Annotated in this window: 12 protein-coding genes; 2 read left to right on the top strand and 10 right to left on the bottom strand. The window is 66.2% G+C overall.

Annotation, left to right across the window (positions count from 1 at the left end; translation table 11 throughout):
* Window positions 1-11 precede the first annotated feature (11 nt).
* Window positions 12-596: an RNA 2',3'-cyclic phosphodiesterase gene (gene thpR / locus AP428_RS15155; protein ID WP_011546620.1), complete on the bottom strand. Its 585-nt coding sequence runs from the start codon at window positions 594-596 to the stop codon at window positions 12-14.
* Window positions 593-2,086: a sodium:alanine symporter family protein gene (locus AP428_RS15150; RefSeq protein ID WP_011546621.1), complete on the bottom strand. Its 1,494-nt coding sequence runs from the start codon at window positions 2,084-2,086 to the stop codon at window positions 593-595. Before AP428_RS15150 ends, thpR begins: the two co-directional genes overlap by 4 nt.
* Before the next feature lie 290 nt (window positions 2,087-2,376).
* Between AP428_RS15150 and AP428_RS15145 the strand changes: the two genes are divergently transcribed.
* Window positions 2,377-2,775: a hypothetical protein gene (locus AP428_RS15145; protein WP_054928290.1), complete on the top strand. Its 399-nt coding sequence runs from the start codon at window positions 2,377-2,379 to the stop codon at window positions 2,773-2,775.
* 59 nt (window positions 2,776-2,834) lie between these two features.
* Here AP428_RS15145 and AP428_RS15140 read toward each other — a convergent pair whose 3' ends face one another.
* The 3 genes from AP428_RS15140 to AP428_RS15130 form a co-directional block, all read right to left on the bottom strand.
* Window positions 2,835-4,301 carry a glutamate synthase subunit beta gene (locus tag AP428_RS15140; RefSeq protein ID WP_054928289.1) on the bottom strand — a complete coding sequence of 489 codons (1,467 nt, stop codon included), beginning with the start codon at window positions 4,299-4,301 and terminating at the stop codon, window positions 2,835-2,837.
* Window positions 4,302-4,386: 85 nt separating this feature from the next.
* Complete coding sequence (locus AP428_RS15135) at window positions 4,387-9,090, bottom strand: glutamate synthase-related protein (RefSeq protein WP_012327769.1); 4,704 nt, start codon at window positions 9,088-9,090, stop codon at window positions 4,387-4,389.
* Window positions 9,091-9,378: 288 nt separating this feature from the next.
* Window positions 9,379-10,092 (bottom strand): transposase, encoded by a 714-nt coding sequence (locus AP428_RS15130; RefSeq protein WP_006477151.1) that lies wholly within the window; start codon window positions 10,090-10,092, stop codon window positions 9,379-9,381.
* A gap of 193 nt (window positions 10,093-10,285) precedes the next feature.
* On the opposite strand from AP428_RS15130, the gene AP428_RS15125 reads away from it, so the two are divergent.
* Window positions 10,286-11,017: an OmpW family protein gene (locus AP428_RS15125; protein WP_011546624.1), complete on the top strand. Its 732-nt coding sequence runs from the start codon at window positions 10,286-10,288 to the stop codon at window positions 11,015-11,017.
* Window positions 11,018-11,195: 178 nt separating this feature from the next.
* Here AP428_RS15125 and ugpQ read toward each other — a convergent pair whose 3' ends face one another.
* The 5 genes from ugpQ to ugpB all read right to left on the bottom strand — a co-directional run bounded on the left by ugpQ (window position 11,196) and on the right by ugpB (window position 16,268).
* Window positions 11,196-11,966, bottom strand: coding sequence for a glycerophosphodiester phosphodiesterase (ugpQ, locus tag AP428_RS15120; RefSeq protein ID WP_006477153.1), 771 nt, complete (start codon window positions 11,964-11,966; stop codon window positions 11,196-11,198).
* 28 nt (window positions 11,967-11,994) lie between these two features.
* Window positions 11,995-13,080 carry a sn-glycerol-3-phosphate import ATP-binding protein UgpC gene (locus tag AP428_RS15115; RefSeq protein ID WP_011546625.1) on the bottom strand — a complete coding sequence of 362 codons (1,086 nt, stop codon included), beginning with the start codon at window positions 13,078-13,080 and terminating at the stop codon, window positions 11,995-11,997.
* A 30-nt stretch (window positions 13,081-13,110) separates the two neighbouring features.
* Complete coding sequence (gene ugpE / locus AP428_RS15110) at window positions 13,111-13,956, bottom strand: sn-glycerol-3-phosphate ABC transporter permease UgpE (RefSeq protein ID WP_006477155.1); 846 nt, start codon at window positions 13,954-13,956, stop codon at window positions 13,111-13,113.
* On the bottom strand, window positions 13,953-14,837 hold the full coding sequence (ugpA, locus tag AP428_RS15105; RefSeq protein WP_011546626.1) for a sn-glycerol-3-phosphate ABC transporter permease UgpA: 885 nt from the start codon (window positions 14,835-14,837) through the stop codon (window positions 13,953-13,955). Before ugpA ends, ugpE begins: the two co-directional genes overlap by 4 nt.
* 96 nt (window positions 14,838-14,933) lie before the next feature.
* Window positions 14,934-16,268 (bottom strand): sn-glycerol-3-phosphate ABC transporter substrate-binding protein UgpB, encoded by a 1,335-nt coding sequence (ugpB, locus tag AP428_RS15100; RefSeq protein ID WP_054928288.1) that lies wholly within the window; start codon window positions 16,266-16,268, stop codon window positions 14,934-14,936.
* Between the last annotated feature and the right edge of the window lies 1 nt (window position 16,269).

The raw sequence follows: 16,269 nt of genomic DNA, 5'->3' as shown, positions 1-16,269 counted from the left end.
GCTGGAAAAATTCATTCGTGGGGCCGCTCCTCAGCGCCGACGCTGTCGTCCGCGCGTGCAATCGGCGCCGATACGATCGGCCGATGCGACACGCCCTCCTGCGACAGCCGGCTTTCGAACAGCGTCAGCGCTTCGACGCGCACCTCGACGGGCCGCCCCGGCGCGCCGCCGTGCGCGGGCTGGCCGATCGCATCGTGCGGCAGCCGCGCGAGCGTCACGTGCGGCCGGAACGGCCGCCGGTCGGCCGGCACGCCGAGTTCGCGCAACAGCGCCGCCAGCCCCGCATTCAGCGCGACGCAAGCGGCATCGGCCGCGAGCTCCGCGACGATCAGCCGCGCACGCGGCAGGCTCGGCCACCACGCGATCCGCTCGACCGGCAACGACGGCAACGCATGCGCGGCCGCGAGCGCGGGCAGGTGCGCGGCCAGCGCGTCGCACCGCTCCCGCTCGATTGCGCCGATGAACGCGAGCGTCATGTGCAGTTGCGCGGGCAGCGTACGCCGCGCCCCGCGGGTAACCGGCAACGCGTGCAGCGCGTCGCGCGATGCCGCATCGGGCATCAGCGCGACGAACGCACGGAGCCGGTCGCCGTTCATGATTCGCTCGCGGCGGCCCGCGGCGCGTTCGATGCGCCAGCGGAAGCAACCGGACGCTGCGGCAGCGGGCCATGCTCGCCCCACACGTCGGCCGGCAGCACGCGTGCGAGTTCGGGGATCGTGTTGCGCGTGAACACCGGATCGGCGACGCCGGCCGCGCGCTGGCGGCGATAATCGGCCCAGGCGGCGTGCGCGTACTTGCCGAGCGCGAGGATCGCGATCAGGTTGATGATCGCCATCAGGCCCATGCTCGTATCGGCCATCGCCCACACGAGCGGCAGTTGCCCGACGCTGCCGAACATCACCATGCCGAGCACGGCGATGCGGAACAGCGGCAGCACGCCGCGCCGCTTCGTGATGAATTCGACGTTGCCTTCCGCATACGCGTAGTTGCCGATCACCGACGAGAACGCGAGGAAGAAGATCGCGACGGCCATGTAGATGCCGCCCCAGTCGCCGACGTGGCTCGAAATCGCGCGCTGCGTGAGCGCCGCGCCCTCCATCCCGGTGCCGAGTTCGTACTGGCCCGACAGCAGGATCACGAACGCGGTCGCACTGCAGATCACGATCGTGTCGACGAACACGCCGAGCATCTGGATCAGCCCCTGCGTGACGGGGTGGCGCGTGCTGGCGGTCGCGGCCGCGTTCGGCGCGCTGCCCATCCCCGCCTCGTTCGAGAACAGCCCGCGCTTCACGCCGATCGCGATCGCCTGGCTGACCGCATAGCCGGTCAGGCCGCCGGCCGCCTGCTCGAGGCCGAACGCGCTCTTCACGATCAACGCGATCACGCCGGGCACCAGCGTGATGTGCGTCGCGACCGCGTAGACCGCGAGCGCGAGGTAGCCGATCGCCATCAGCGGCACGATCACCTGCGCGACCGTCGCGATGCGGCGGATGCCGCCGAAGATGATCGGCGCGGAAAGCAGCACGAGACCGAGGCCGACCGTCTCGCGACGCCAGCCGAACGACGTATGGAACGCATCGGCGATCGCGTTGGCCTGCACCGCGTTGAACACGAAGCCGAACGCGAGGATCAGCGACAGCGAGAACAGCACGCCGAAGCCGCACGAGCGCAGCCCCGTCTGGATGTAGTACGCGGGGCCGCCGCGATAGCTGCCGTCCGGGTGCGACACCTTGAAGATCTGCGCGAGCGTCGCCTCGACGAACGCGGACGACATCCCGACGAGCGCGGTCATCCACATCCAGAAGATCGCGCCCGGGCCGCCGACCGTCAGCGCCACCGCGACGCCGGCGATGTTGCCGGTGCCGACGCGGCTCGCGAGCCCGGTCGCGAACGCCTGGAACGACGAGATGCTGCCCGGCTCGCCCTTGCTGCCGACCAGCTTCATGCTGAGGAACAGCGCCTTCAGCTGGATCATCCGGAACCGCAACGTGAACCACGCGCCGGCGCCCAGCAGCAGCGCGATCAGCACGTAGTTCCACAGCACGCCGTTGACGGCTTCGATCAGCCCTTGCACGAATGCTTCCATCCAGAGTCCTTGTAAATTACGTCAGTCATGTGCGGCGACCGCGAACGCGGCCCGAGGGGCGACATGATATGACAGTTCTCAAGGATTATTACAAAACGAAAGGATTTGAGATGACGAGAAATCGGAGCCGGATGTCATCAGGTTAGACGACGCTTCGCGAAAATGCGGCATGGAGACGCGACGTCCTCCACTCAGGGCTACCGGCTCGCGCGCGTCCGGGGTGAAAATCCGGTGGCCGAAATACCCGCCCGGATTACCCCTCACGTTGCTCATCCCACCTCGAGCGCACCATGATTTCCAGAGTCATACGCGGATCGCTCCAGCTGGTTCTCTGGCTAGTGATCGCAACGATCTGCACTTACGCATTGCTGTTCATCGTCGTCGCGACATCCCGATATGAGCGGACCGAAGGCAGTTGCCCCGACATGTCTGTCGACGCGCTACGAAAAAATGTCCAGGCCCGTCTTCTCGAAGAGCATGGAATACCGCCGGACAGCATCCGGTTCGACGGCGCGCCGCAGTATCACGCATGGAAGCTGGGTGTGTGGGAATTCCCGCTGCGCGTCGACGAAACCCGATACACCGCGATGATTGATTGCAACGGGCAGCTTGCAAGCTACGGGCAAACCATCGATCCGTTGGGCGCCGCAACCGAACAAGCTCGCGCTCGCTCGCAGCCTCAAAAATAAAAAACCGGGCGCCCTTTCGGACGCCCGGCTTCCATCGAAACCCGCTCGCGCGCTTCAGCTCAGCGCGGCAGTTCCGAATGCCCCATCAGGTACGCGTCGACCGAGCGCGCGCACTGGCGGCCTTCGCGGATCGCCCACACCACGAGCGACTGGCCGCGACGCATGTCGCCTGCCGCGAACACCTTGTCGACCGACGTGTAGTACGAACGATCGCCTTCGGTCGCCGCACGCGCATTGCCGCGCGCATCCTTCGCGACGCCGAACGCGTCGAGCACCGGCGCGGCCGGCTGCGTGAAGCCCATCGCGAGCAGCACGAGATCGGCCTTCATCTCGAACTCGGAACCCGGCACTTCCTGCATCTTGCCGTCCTTCCACTCGACGCGCACCGCGATCAGCTTCTCGACCTTGCCGTTCTTGCCTTCGAGACGCTTCGTCGCGACCGCCCAGTCACGCTCGCAACCCTCGTCGTGCGACGACGACGTGCGCAGCTTGATCGGCCAGTACGGCCACACGAGCGGCTTGTTTTCCTCTTCCGGCGGCTGCGGCAGCAGCTCGAACTGCGTGACGTGCTTCGCGCCGTGACGGTTCGACGTGCCGACGCAGTCCGAACCCGTATCGCCGCCACCGATCACGATCACGTGCTTGCCCTTCGCGAGCAGCTGGTCGGTCAGCTTGTCGCCCGCGTTCACGCGGTTCTGCTGCGGCAGGAAGTCCATCGCGAAATGGACGCCCGCGAGTTCGCGGCCCGGCACCGGCAGGTCGCGCGGCGTTTCCGAACCACCGGCGATCACGACCGCGTCGAATTCTTCCTTCAGCGTGTCCGGCGAAATGGTTTCCTTCGCGAGGCTGCCGATCGACTCGGGCAGCGGCTCCTTGCCGATGAACACGCTGGTGCGGAACGTCACGCCTTCCGCTTCCATCTGGCGCATGCGGCGGTCGATCAGCCACTTCTCGAGCTTGAAGTCGGGAATCCCGTAACGCAGCAGGCCGCCGATGCGGTCGTTCTTCTCGAACACCGTCACGTCGTGGCCCGCGCGCGCGAGCTGCTGCGCGGCGGCGAGGCCCGCGGGGCCCGAACCGACGACCGCGACCTTCTTGCCCGTCTTGTGTTCGGCCGGCAGCGGCTTGACCCAGCCTTCGCCCCAAGCCTTGTCGATGATCGCGTGCTCGATCGACTTGATGCCGACCGGATCGTCGTTGATCCCGAGCGTGCACGCCGCTTCGCACGGCGCCGGGCAGATGCGGCCCGTGAATTCCGGGAAGTTGTTGGTCGAGTGCAGGACTTCGATCGCCTGCTGCCAGTCCTGGCGGTAAACGAGATCGTTGAAGTCCGGGATGATGTTGTTGACCGGGCAGCCGTTGTTGCAGAACGGGATGCCGCAATCCATGCAGCGCGCGCCCTGGATCTTCGCGTCCGCGTCGGTCAGTGCCGCGACGAATTCCTTGTAGTGCTTCACGCGCGTGAGCGGTGCTTCGTACGCCTCGTGGCGGCGTTCGAACTCCAGAAAACCGGTTGCCTTGCCCATAAGGTGCTCTTCTGTTCGGTGTATCGGGTGGGGGAGCCGCGCGCGGCCGTCAGGCGCGCGCGGCATTCGCTATGTCGTTCGTCGCTCAGGCGGCCAGCACTTCCTTCGCCGCCTTCTTCGCACCGATCTCGCCCAGCGCGCGCTTGTATTCGTGCGGGAACACCTTCACGAACTGGCGGCGCGCCGCGTCCCAGTTTTCCAGCAGCGACTTCGCGCGCGGCGAACCCGTGAACTGGAAATGACGCTCGACGAGCCCCTTGAGCAGCGCTTCGTCCGTCGTGCCTTCGTGCCAGAGCGCGCGGTCGACCGTGCGTTCCTGCTCGGCCTGCTGCAGCACCGGCTCGAGCGCGACCATCGACTTGTTGCACTTCGCCGCGAACGTGCCTTCCGGATCGTAGATGTACGCGAGGCCGCCCGACATGCCGGCCGCGAAGTTGCGCCCCGTCTCGCCGAGCACGACGACCGTGCCGCCCGTCATGTATTCGCAGCCGTGGTCGCCCGTGCCTTCGACGACCGCCGTCGCGCCCGAGTTGCGCACGCAGAAGCGCTCGCCGGCCACGCCGCGGAAGAACGCTTCGCCTTCGATCGCGCCGTACATCACCGTGTTGCCGCAGATGATGTTTTCCTCGGACTTGCCGCGGAAGTCGTTGGTCGGACGGATAATGATCCGGCCGCCCGACAGGCCCTTGCCGACGTAGTCGTTGCCGTCGCCGACGAGGTCGAGCGTCACGCCCTTCGCGAGGAACGCGCCGAAGCTCTGGCCGGCCGTGCCCTTCAGCTGGATGTGCACCGCGTCGTCGGCCAGGCCGTCGTGGCCGTGCTTCTTCGCGATCACGCCCGACAGCATCGCGCCGACCGTCCGGTTCACGTTGCGCACCGGCTGGATGAACGACACATGCTCGCCGTTCTCGATCGCGGCCTTCGCCTTCTCGATCAGCACGTGGTCGAGCGCGCGCTCGAGGCCGTGATCCTGCACGTCGACGTGGCGCGGCGCGACGTCCTCGCACTCTTCCGGCTGGTAGAACACGCGCGAGAAGTCGAGGCCCTTCGCCTTCCAGTGCTCGATGCCCTTGCGCGTATCGAGCAGGTCGGCGCGGCCGATCAGGTCGTCGAACTTCGCGACGCCGAGCTGCGCCATGATCTCGCGCACTTCCTCGGCGACGAAGAAGAAGTAGTTCACGACGTGCTCGGGCTGGCCCTTGAACTTCGCACGCAGCACCGGGTCCTGCGTCGCGACGCCGACCGGGCACGTGTTCAGGTGGCACTTGCGCATCATGATGCAGCCCTCGACGACGAGCGGCGCCGTCGCGAAGCCGAATTCGTCCGCGCCGAGCAGCGCGCCGATCACGACGTCGCGGCCCGTCTTCATCTGGCCGTCGGCCTGCACGCGAATGCGGCCGCGCAGGCGGTTCAGCACCAGCGTCTGCTGCGTTTCGGCCAGGCCAAGCTCCCACGGCGTGCCGGCATGCTTGACCGACGACAGCGGCGACGCGCCCGTGCCGCCGTCATGGCCGGCGATCACGACGTGATCGGCCTTCGCCTTCGCGACACCGGCCGCAACCGTGCCCACGCCCACTTCCGACACGAGCTTCACGGAGATGCTCGCGCTCGGGTTCACGTTCTTCAGGTCGTGGATCAGCTGCGCCAGATCCTCGATCGAGTAGATGTCGTGGTGCGGCGGCGGCGAGATCAGGCCGACGCCCGGCACCGAGTAACGCAGCTTGCCGATGTATTCCGACACCTTGTGGCCCGGCAGCTGGCCGCCTTCGCCCGGCTTCGCGCCCTGCGCCATCTTGATCTGGATCTGGTCGGCCGACGCCAGGTACTCGGCGGTGACGCCGAAGCGGCCCGATGCGACCTGCTTGATCTTCGAGCGCAGCGAATCGCCGTCCTTCAGCGGAATGTCGCTGACGATCTCGTCGCCGATCACCGACTTCAGCGTCTCGCCCGCCTTGATCGGAATGCCGCGCAGTTCGTTGCGATAGCGCTTCTGGTCCTCGCCGCCTTCGCCGGTGTTCGACTTGCCGCCGATCCGGTTCATCGCGACCGCGAGCGTCGCGTGCGCTTCGGTGCTGATCGAACCGAGCGACATCGCGCCGGTCGCGAAGCGCTTGACGATCTCCTTCGCCGGCTCGACGTCGTCGATCGGGATCGCCTTGGTCGGCTCGACCTTGAACTCGAACAGGCCGCGGAACGTCATGTGACGCTTGGTCTGGTCGTTGATCAGGTGCGCGTATTCCTTGTACGTCTGGTACGAGTTGCTGCGCGTCGCGTGCTGCAGCTTCGCGATCGAATCCGGCGTCCACATGTGGTCTTCGCCGCGCACGCGGTACGCGTACTCGCCGCCCGCGTCGAGCATGTCGCGCAGGACCGGGCTGTCGCCGAACGCATCGCGGTGCAGACGGATCGCCTCTTCCGCGACTTCGAACAGGCCGATGCCGCCGACCTTCGACGCCGTGCCCTTGAAGTACTTCTCGACGAGGTCGCTCGACAGGCCGAGCGCTTCGAAGATCTGCGCGCCCGTGTACGACATGTACGTCGAGATGCCCATCTTCGACATCACCTTCTGCAGGCCCTTGCCGACCGCCTTCGTGAAGTTGTAGACGGCCTTCTCCGGCGACAGGTCGCCCGGCAGGCCTTCGGCCATCTTCGCGAGCGTTTCCATCGCGAGGTACGGGTGCACGGCTTCCGCGCCGTAGCCCGCGAGCAGCGCGAAGTGGTGCGTTTCACGCGCGGAGCCCGTCTCGACGACGAGGCCCGTGCTCGTGCGCAGCCCTTGCTGGACGAGGTGCGTGTGGATCGCCGACGTGGCGAGCAGCGCCGGAATCGCGACGTGCTCGGCGTCGGTCTTGCGGTCCGACACGATCAGCATGTTGTAGCCCGACTTCACCGCGTCGACGGCTTCCGCGCACAGCGACGCGAGGCGCGCCTCGATGCCTTCCTTGCCCCACGCGACCGGGTAGCAGATGTTCAGCTCGTACGCGCTGAACTTGCCGCCCGTGTACTGGTCGATCGCGCGGATCTTCGCGATGTCCTTGAAGTCGAGCACCGGCTGCGACACTTCGAGCCGCATCGGCGGGTTGATGTTGTTCGTGTCGAGCAGGTTCGGCTTCGGGCCGATGAACGACACGAGCGACATCACCATGTTCTCGCGGATCGGGTCGATCGGCGGGTTCGTGACCTGCGCGAACAGCTGCTTGAAGTAGTGATAGAGCGTCTTGTTCTTGTTCGACATCACCGCGAGCGGCGAGTCGTTGCCCATCGAACCGACGGCTTCCTCGCCCTGCTGCGCCATCGGCGCCATCAGGAACTTCAGGTCTTCCTGCGTGTAGCCGAACGCCTGCTGGCGGTCGAGCAGCGCGGCGCCCTGCGTGCGGCCGGCCGCGACTTCCTCGGCCTTCGGCTCGATCTCGTCGAGCTTGATGCGCACCGCGTCGATCCAGCTCTTGTACGGCTTCGCGTTCGCGAGGTTGTCCTTCAGTTCCTTGTCGTCGATGATGCGGCCGTGTTCCATGTCGATCAGGAACATCTTGCCCGGCTGCAGGCGCCACTTCTTGACGATCTTCGATTCGGGGATCGGCAGCGTGCCGGCTTCCGACGCCATGATGACGAGGTCGTCGTCGGTCACGATGTAGCGCGCCGGGCGCAGGCCGTTACGGTCGAGCGTCGCGCCGATCTGGCGACCGTCGGTGAACGCGATCGCGGCCGGGCCGTCCCACGGTTCCATCATCGCGGCGTGGTATTCGTAGAACGCGCGGCGGTTCTCGTCCATCAGCGTGTGCTGTTCCCATGCTTCCGGGATCATCATCATCACCGCATGCACGAGCGGGTAGCCGGCCATCACCAGCAGTTCGAGACAGTTGTCGAACGATGCGGTATCCGACTGGCCCGGATAGATCAGCGGCCACAGCTTCGGCAGGTCGTCGGCGAGCACGTGCGATGCGATCGCGCCGGTACGTGCGTTCAGCCAGTTCACGTTGCCCTTCACGGTGTTGATCTCGCCGTTGTGCGCGATCATCCGGTACGGGTGAGCCAGCTCCCACGCCGGGAACGTGTTGGTCGAGAAGCGCTGGTGCACGAGCGCGAGCGCCGACACGACGCGCGGGTCCTGCAGGTCGCGGTAGTACACGCCGACCTGGCCCGCCAGCAGCAGTCCCTTGTAGACGATCGTGCGCGCCGACATCGACGGCACGAAGTATTCCTTGCCGTGCTTGAGCTTCAGCGCCTGGATGCGGTGGCTCGCCGTCTTGCGGATCACGTACAGCTTCCGCTCGAGCGCGTCCGTCACCATGATGTCCTTGCCGCGGCCGATGAAGATCTGGCGGATCAGCGGCTCGCTCGCCTTGACCGTCGGCGAGATCGGCATCGCATGGTCGACCGGCACGTCGCGCCAGCCCAGCACGACCTGGCCTTCGGCCTTCACCGTACGCTCGAGCTCCTGCTCGCACGCGAGACGCGATGCGTTTTCCTTCGGCAGGAAGATCATCCCCACCCCGTACTCGCCGGCCGGCGGCAGGTCCACGCCCTGCTTCGCCATTTCCTCGCGATAGAACGCGTCCGGAATCTGGATCAGGATGCCCGCGCCGTCGCCCATCAGCGGATCGGCGCCAACCGCGCCGCGGTGATCGAGGTTCTCGAGGATCTTCAGGCCTTGCTGAATGATCTCGTGGCTCTTCTTGCCCTTGATGTGAGCGACGAAGCCGACGCCGCAGGCGTCGTGTTCGTTTTGCGGGTCGTACAGACCTTGTGCGGCGGGCACCGCGGCGAGCGGCTGCTGGTGGTCGTTCATGGGGACACCGTCGTAAAGGGGGCCTGGAGGCCGTTGAACCGTTTTCTTGTTGCCGTCGAGCCCGCTCCCGACGGGAGACGGCACGGCCGACAGTGGTTGGGCAGGCTTCGCCCGGACCACCGGAATTCGGAATATACGCGACGAATCAAGGGAATAGCAACAAAAACCGTTTGATCGAACCCCAATTAACCAGATTCCTTGATCTGGTGCCGTTTTATTGGGGCCTTATCGTTTTGGTGCAAAAAGAAGCGGCGCCCGCAGCGCCGCTTCTGGCCCGCCTTTCCGGCATTACTGCTGGATCGGCGGCGTGTTCTCGCGCACCTTTCTGGGGCGTCCGCGCGGCAGCGGCGAAACGCGCCGGTTCGCGGTGCGCGCCGCCCACTCGCGGTAATTCTCGCCGCCGAGCACCCAGCCCTTCAGCGTCGCCTGCTGCAGCTGGTCGGCCTGCCGCTCGTCGAGCGGCTGCTCGCACAGCTCCTTGTACGCACGCTGGCGGTCAAACGGCGTGTTGCCGAGCGCCCAGTAGAGCGGATGGTCGGTGATCAGGCTGTCGACGGTGAGCCCGACGTGATGCCGGTAGCTCGACCAGCGATAGGCCTCGGGCGTCGCGACGAGCTGCGCACGCACCGGGCTCATCTCGACCACGCGGCTCGCGAGCAGGAAATAGCGCTCGCCTTCGATCACCGTCGCGCGATAGCGGCCTTCCCACAGCGTGCCGCGGCGCGAATAGCGCCGGTTGAAATGCGCGACGTAGCGACGGCCGACGGCCTGCATCGCCTTCGGCAGGCTGGCCTCGTCGCTGGGCGTCACGAGCAGTTGCACCTGGCGCGGCAGCAGCACGTAGGCATGCACCGACAGGTGATGATCGCGTGCGGCGGCCTTCAGGCAATCGATGAAGAGTTCGTAGTCCTGGTCGTCGACGAACGCGGGTTGCTGATCCAGGCCGCGCAGTATCACGTGCTGCGGCTGGTCGGGAACGTAGAGTCGTGCTAACCGTGCCATGCTGAATGTCCGTTTGAACGCGTTAGGAAATACCCGGAGGTCCGAAAGTGCGCACCTGCGTAGAATGCCTGTCCCTGCGGCGCGCGTAAGCGTACGGTCGTGCGAATCCTAGGGAGAAAACTCTAACTTACGAGCTTGTTTGGTTTTAAACGCAGTCGTCATAATGAGCACGCCTTTGATCGGAGGAGACACAATGAAACGAAAACTGGCCATTACGGGGGCCGCAGCGCTCGCATTCACGTTCGCGGGCGGTACGGCACATGCACAATCCGCAGGTGATTTCTACGTCAGCACCGGCTGGCTGCACCTTTCGCCGCAGGACAGCAGTGACCCGCTGTTCGTCTACCGCGTAGGCGGCACGCCCATCAATCAATCGATTCCCAACACCGGCGCCGGCATCAACGACGCCGACACGCTGGGGCTCGCAGCAGGCTACTTCGTCACCGACCATATCTCCACCGAGCTCGTGATGGGGATCCCGCCGAAGTTCGACATCACCGGCAAGGGTCAGTTCGACAGATTCGGCGTACTCGGCCGTGCATACCAGTGGAGCCCTGCCGTCCTGCTTCGCTACCACTTCAACGACGCCAATGCGAAGTTCCGTCCGTATGTCGGCGTCGGTGCGACGTACGTCTGGTTCACCGGCGCCAAGATCACCAACAGCGCGTTCGAGAACGGCGTGCTCGGCGGCCCGACCAGCGCGACGACCAGCAACCAGTGGGCGCCCGTGCTCAACGCCGGCTTCACGTACAACTTCACGAAACACTGGTTCGCAGGCCTGTCACTGTCGTACATCCCGGTCAGCGTGACCGCGACGTTCACGACGGCCCGCCGGACGCCGGTCGGGACGCTGACGGAAACGTCGAAGGCCCACATCTCGCTGAACCCGATCGTCACGTACCTGAACCTCGGCTACCGCTTCTAAGCGTAGTCGAATATTTGGGGAATGGTTAATCCTGCTGCAATTTGTAGCGGATTTTTCCTGGCGTAACGTCTCCACGATGCAAAACGCCCCGGCGCTCAGCGCGCCGGGGCGTCGTTTTTTCGCGTCAGGCACGGTCCGGGCGACGGTTTTTTACCGGACGCGGACGCGGCCATCGCCGCTAGACGACGTCGATGTCGTCCAGCGCGTCGGGTGCGATCAGGTCGATGCGGTCCGTGCAGACGGCATCGACACCCCAGCGCGCGAGTTCGCGTGCCCGTTCGAGGTCGTTCACCGTGTAAACCAGGATGCGCAAGCCGGCCGCCTTGATCGCGCGCACCAGCGATTCGTCGAGCCGAGTGTGGTCTGCATGCAACGATACGCAGTCGAGCGCATCGATGACCTGCGCATGCCAGTCGTCCGGCACGACTTCGTAGAGCATCCCGCGCGGCAACGCCGGCACCGTCGCACGCGCCTGTTGCAGCGCCTCGAACGAGAACGACGACAGCAACGGCGCAACGGCGGCATCGCGCCAGTACGCAGCCGCGTCGGCCGCCACGCGCTGCCCGGTTTCGCGCTCGCGCCCCGGGCACGGCTTGATCTCGACGTTCGCGGCCAGCCCGTGCGCGAGGCAGCGCGCCGCCGCCGCCTCGAGCGTCGGCATCCGTTCGCCCGCGAAGCGCGCATCGCGCCACGCGCCCGCGTCGAGCGCGGCCAGCGCCGCATAACGCATGCCCGCCGCCGCTCCGTGGCCGTTCGAGGTCCGGTCGACCGTATCGTCATGCAGCAGGAACGTCACGTCGTCGGCCGACAGTTTCGCGTCGAATTCGACCATCCGGTGCCCGCGCCGCGCGCCCTCGTCGAGCGCGGCCAGCGTGTTCTCCGGTGCGAGCGTGCCGCCGCCGCGATGGGCGACGACACGCGGATAGGGCCAGTCGATACGGGTGATCATCGTCGGTCTCTCGGCGAATGCAGCGGTTTCAGCCGGCGCGCTTGCCGGATTCGGGATCGAAGAAATGCAGCCGGTGCGCGGGCAGCGCGGCCGCCAGCGCCGTACCGCGCGCGGGGCGGTCCGCGTGCGGCAGGCGCACCGCGATGTCGTGATCGCCCCAGCGGCCGTGCGCGAGATTGTCCGCGCCGAGCAGCTCGCACGAATCGACCGGCAGCGTCGCCTGCGCGACGCCCGGCTGCGGCGTCATGTGTTCGGGACGCACGCCGAGCACCCAGTCGCGCCCGGTGGCGATCTCGCGGCCGATGCCCGGCGCGCCGGCCACCGGCAGCGCGGGGCCGCCGCCGGCGACCGTGAAGCTCGCGCCGTCTTCCGACAGCCGGCCGTGCATCAGGTTCATCGCCGGCGAGCCGATGAAGCCCGCGACGAACACCGTCGCCGGCTTCTCGTACACGTCGACCGGCGCACCGATCTGCTCCGCGTAGCCGCGATTCATCACGATCACCCGTTGCGCGAGCGTCATCGCTTCGATCTGGTCGTGCGTCACGTACACGCTGGTCGTCGCGAGCCGCGCATGCAGCCGCTGGATCTCGAGCCGCATCTGCACGCGCAGCTTCGCGTCGAGGTTCGACAACGGCTCGTCGAACAGGAACACCGACGGCTCGCGCACGATCGCGCGCCCCATCGCGACGCGCTGCCGCTGGCCGCCCGACAGTTCACGCGGGCGCCGCGCGAGCAGCGGCTCGAGCTCGAGGATCTTCGCGGCCGCGGCCACCCTTGAATCGATCGTCGCGCGCTCGATCCCGCGGATCTTCAGCCCGTAACCCATGTTCTGCGCGACCGTCATGTGCGGGTACAGCGCATAGTTCTGGAACACCATCGCGATGTCGCGATCCTTCGGCTCCAGCGTGTTGACGACCCGGTCGCCGATCGCGATCTCGCCGTCCGTCACGCTCTCGAGCCCCGCGATCATCCGTAGCAACGTCGACTTGCCGCAGCCCGACGGGCCGACCAGCACGATGAATTCGCCGTCGGCGATCTCCACGTCGATGCCATGCAGCACGTGCTGCTTGCCGTCGTAGGATTTCCTGACGCCCTTCAAGCTCAGCGCAGCCATACCTGGTCCTTCTCCCGGTTACCGTGGGGGTTATTTTTCGGAATCGACGAGGCCGCGCACGAACCAGCGCTGCATCGCCAGCACGACGACGAGCGGCGGAATCATCGCCAGCAGCAGCGCCGCCATCACGTATTGCCATTCGGTCGCGGCGTCGCCGCTCGCGATCATCGTCTTGATGCCCACCACCGCCGTCGACAGCGACGCTTCCGTCGTGATCAGGATCGGCCACAGATACTGGTTCCAGCCGTAGATGAAGGTGATCACGAACAGCGCGGCGATGCTCGTCTTCGACAGCGGCAGCACGACGTCCCAGAAGAAGCGCAGCGGCCCCGCGCCGTCGATGCGCGCGGCATCCATCAGTTCGTCGGGCAGCGTCATGAAGAACTGGCGGAACAGGAACGTCGCGGTGGCCGACGCGATCAGCGGCAGCGAGAGCCCGGCGTAGGTGTTCGTCAGGTGCAGCGTCGACACGACCTGCACGGTCGGGAAGATCCGCACTTCCACCGGCAGCATCAGCGTGATGAAGATCAGCCAGAACGCCGTGTTGCGAAACGGGAAGCGGAAATAGACGATCGCGTATGCGGACAGGATCGACACCGCGATCTTGCCGACCGCGATGCCGAGCGCCATCGCGAAGCTGTTCACGAGCAAACGGCCGAACGGCGCCGTCGTGCCGCCGCTGCCGTGCCCCCAGATGTACGCGACGTTCTCGAACAGGTGCGTGCTCGGCACGAGCGACAGCGGCACCGTCAACACTTCCTGCGCGTTCATCGTCGCCGCGCAGAACGCGACGTAGACAGGGAACACGATCAGCACCACGCCCGCGATCAGCACCGCGTGGCAGAACAGGTCGAAGCCCTTGCGATTTTCGATCATGCGTATTGCACCCTGCGTTCGACGAAGCGGAACTGGATCACCGTGAGCGCGACGACGATGATCATCAGCACGACCGACTGCGCGCCCGAGCTGCCGATGTCGAGCCCCTGGAAGCCCTCCGCGAAGATCTTGTAGATCAGCGTCCTGGTGCTCTGCGCCGGGCCGCCGCCGGTGGCCGCGTCGATCACCGGGAAGGTGTCGAAGAATGCGTAGACGAGGTTCACGACCAGCAGGAAGAAACTCGTCGGCGACAGCAGCGGCAGCACGATGTTGAAGAAGCGCCGCACCGGCCCCGCACCGTCGATCGCCGCCGCCTCGATCAGCGAGCGCGGAATCGCCTGCAGCCCCGCGTAGAAGAACAGGAAGTTGTAGCTCACCTGCTTCCACACCGACGCCAGCACGACGAGGAACATCGCCTGCTCGCCGTTCAGCGCATGGTTCCACACGATGCCGCCCTTCGCGAGCGCATATGTGATCAGGCCGATGCTCGGGTTGAACAGGAATGCCCACAGCACGGCCGCGATCGTCGGTGCGACCGCGTACGGCCAGATCAGCAGCGTGCGGTACACGCGCGCGCCGCGGATCACGCGGTCGGCGCACGCGGCGAGCAGCAGCGACACGACGAGCCCGCTCACCGTGACCAGCGAACTGAACACGAGCGTCGTGCGCATCGAATCGAGATACAGCGGATCGGCGAACAGGTGCGTGAAGTTCGCGAGGCCGACGAATTCGCTCGACGTGCCGAACGCGTCCTGCGTCTGCGTGGACTGCCACAGCGCGACGCCGGCCGGCCACAGGAAGAACACGGCGGTGATCGCGAGCTGCGGCGCGATCAGCAGGTACGGCACCGGGCTCGTACCGAAACGGGAACGGGATTGCATCGCGGATATCCGGTCAGGCGAAACGGAAAGGAAACCGCGCCGCCGGACGGCATGCGCTGACGCGCGATACCGCCGGCGGCACGAGGCGATGCGTGCTCAGCCGCCCGACTTCTCGAAGCGGCGCAGCAGTTCGTCGCCGCGCGACGCAGCCGAATCGAGCGCGTCCTTCGGCGACTTCTTCTGCGCCCAGACCTGTTCGAACTCCTCGTCGACCACCGTGCGGATCTGCGGCATGTTGCCCAGGCGCAGCCCCTTCGTGTACGGCAGCGGCGGCTTGTTCAGCATCTGCTTGATCGCGGTTTCGGCGCTCGGGTTCTTCGCGTAGAAGCCCTGCTGGCGCGTCAGGTCGTACGCGGCGGTCGTGACCGGCAGGTAGCCGGTGTCCTGGTGCCACTTCGCGGCGACCGCGGGCGAAGCCAGGTAAGAGAGGAATTTCGCGACGCCCTTGTAGGTCGCCGGGTCCTTGCCGGCCAGCACCCACAGGCTCGCGCCGCCGATGATCGCGTTCTGCGGCGCGCCCTTCACGTTCGCGTCGTACGGCAGCATGCCCGTGCCGTAGCTGAACTTCGCGAATTTCTGCACGTTCGCGAGCGCGCCCGACGACGTCGTGAGGATCCCGCAGTCGCCGCTGTAGAACTTCGCCGACGCTTCGTCCTTGCGGCCCGCGTACGTGAACGTGCCGTCCTTCGCCATCTGCTGGAGGAAGGAGATGTGTTCGATCTGCTGCGGCTTGTTGAACTCGAGCACGGCGTCGGTACCGTCGAAGCCGTTGTTGCGGCTCGCGAACGGCAGCCCGTGCCACGCGCTGTAGTTTTCGAGCTGGATCCAGCCTTGCCAGCCGGTCGTGAAGCCGCACGCCATCCCCGACTTGCGCAGCTTCTCGGCATCCGCCTTCACGTCGGCCCACGTCTTCGGCGGCTGGTTCGGATCGAGGCCCGCCTTCTTGAACGCGTCCTTGTTGTAGTACAGCACCGGCGTCGAGCTGTTGAACGGCATCGACACGAGGTGGCCCGTCTTCGCGTCGCTGTAGTAACTCGCAATGGTCGGCACGAACGCCTTTTCGTCGAGCGTCACGCCGGCCTGCTTGAACACGTCGTAGACCGGCACGACCGCCTTCTTCGCCTGCATCATCGTCGCCGTGCCGACTTCATAGACCTGGAGGATCGCCGGCGCGTTGCCGCTGCGATAGGCCGCGATGCCCGCTGCGAGCGCCTGGTCGTAAGTGCCCTTGAAGACCGGCACGATCTTGTAGTCGCTTTGCGACGCGTTGAACTGGTCGGCGATCGCATTGACCCGCTCGCCGAGCGCGGCCTCCATCGCATGCCAGAACTGGATTTCCGTCGCGGCGAGCGCCACGTGCTGTGCCCCGAACATCAGCGCGCCGCCGAGCGCGATCGAACGAACCAGTGTCCCCGCAGGCTTCTTCTTCATC

Source organism: Burkholderia sp. E168m22 (genome assembly GCF_001319805.1).
In the GTDB taxonomy this organism is placed as follows: domain Bacteria; phylum Pseudomonadota; class Gammaproteobacteria; order Burkholderiales; family Burkholderiaceae; genus Burkholderia; species Burkholderia orbicola.
Note: the sequence above shows the minus strand (reverse complement) of the source record. Positions and strands in the feature narration are given on the sequence as shown.

Excerpts from the sequence above, each read along its gene's own strand:
- thpR (WP_011546620.1), bottom strand. The coding sequence starts at position 596 with ATGAACGGCGACCGGCTCCGTGCGTTCGTCGCGCTGATGCCCGATGCG.
- AP428_RS15150 (WP_011546621.1), bottom strand. The coding sequence starts at position 2,086 with ATGGAAGCATTCGTGCAAGGGCTGATCGAAGCCGTCAACGGCGTGCTG.
- AP428_RS15145 (WP_054928290.1), top strand. The coding sequence starts at position 2,377 with ATGATTTCCAGAGTCATACGCGGATCGCTCCAGCTGGTTCTCTGGCTA.
- AP428_RS15140 (WP_054928289.1), bottom strand. The coding sequence starts at position 4,301 with ATGGGCAAGGCAACCGGTTTTCTGGAGTTCGAACGCCGCCACGAGGCG.
- AP428_RS15135 (WP_012327769.1), bottom strand. The coding sequence starts at position 9,090 with ATGAACGACCACCAGCAGCCGCTCGCCGCGGTGCCCGCCGCACAAGGT.
- AP428_RS15130 (WP_006477151.1), bottom strand. The coding sequence starts at position 10,092 with ATGGCACGGTTAGCACGACTCTACGTTCCCGACCAGCCGCAGCACGTG.
- AP428_RS15125 (WP_011546624.1), top strand. The coding sequence starts at position 10,286 with ATGAAACGAAAACTGGCCATTACGGGGGCCGCAGCGCTCGCATTCACG.
- ugpQ (WP_006477153.1), bottom strand. The coding sequence starts at position 11,966 with ATGATCACCCGTATCGACTGGCCCTATCCGCGTGTCGTCGCCCATCGC.
- AP428_RS15115 (WP_011546625.1), bottom strand. The coding sequence starts at position 13,080 with ATGGCTGCGCTGAGCTTGAAGGGCGTCAGGAAATCCTACGACGGCAAG.
- ugpE (WP_006477155.1), bottom strand. The coding sequence starts at position 13,956 with ATGATCGAAAATCGCAAGGGCTTCGACCTGTTCTGCCACGCGGTGCTG.
- ugpA (WP_011546626.1), bottom strand. The coding sequence starts at position 14,837 with ATGCAATCCCGTTCCCGTTTCGGTACGAGCCCGGTGCCGTACCTGCTG.
- ugpB (WP_054928288.1), bottom strand. The coding sequence starts at position 16,268 with ATGAAGAAGAAGCCTGCGGGGACACTGGTTCGTTCGATCGCGCTCGGC.